We start from the raw sequence: 251 nt of genomic DNA, 5'->3' as shown, positions 1-251 counted from the left end.
GCAATAAAGCAGCTGATGACGCCATCATTTTTTAAACGACTTTCTGCATCGGTTAATGCCTTACGAACAAAGTCACCAACCGTACCACGAATGCTTGGTGCGCTTGTTACTACTTGCTCAGTTGCTTGCGGCTGCTCAGCAGATTGCGCTTGCTGACTACGAACGACACGTGGGTCATTGCTCGCTTGCCCGAACTTCTTAGCTGTCACGTAGCGTTTGGCAAACAATGCGTCATGCGTCAGCTCAAGCGC

1 protein-coding gene is annotated in these 251 nt (G+C 50.2%); it reads right to left on the bottom strand.

Going from position 1 to position 251, the window contains the following annotated elements; translation table 11 throughout:
• Positions 1-251 (bottom strand): hypothetical protein (locus AAEY57_RS20590; protein WP_350608735.1); only part of this gene is annotated, 251 nt, incomplete at both ends.

The sequence above is a fragment of the Pseudoalteromonas sp. MER144-MNA-CIBAN-0113 genome, assembly GCF_040308965.1.
In the GTDB taxonomy this organism is placed as follows: Bacteria; Pseudomonadota; Gammaproteobacteria; order Enterobacterales; family Alteromonadaceae; genus Pseudoalteromonas; species Pseudoalteromonas tetraodonis.
The sequence above is the reverse complement of the archived record's forward strand: the minus strand, read 5'-3'. Positions and strand labels throughout refer to the sequence as shown.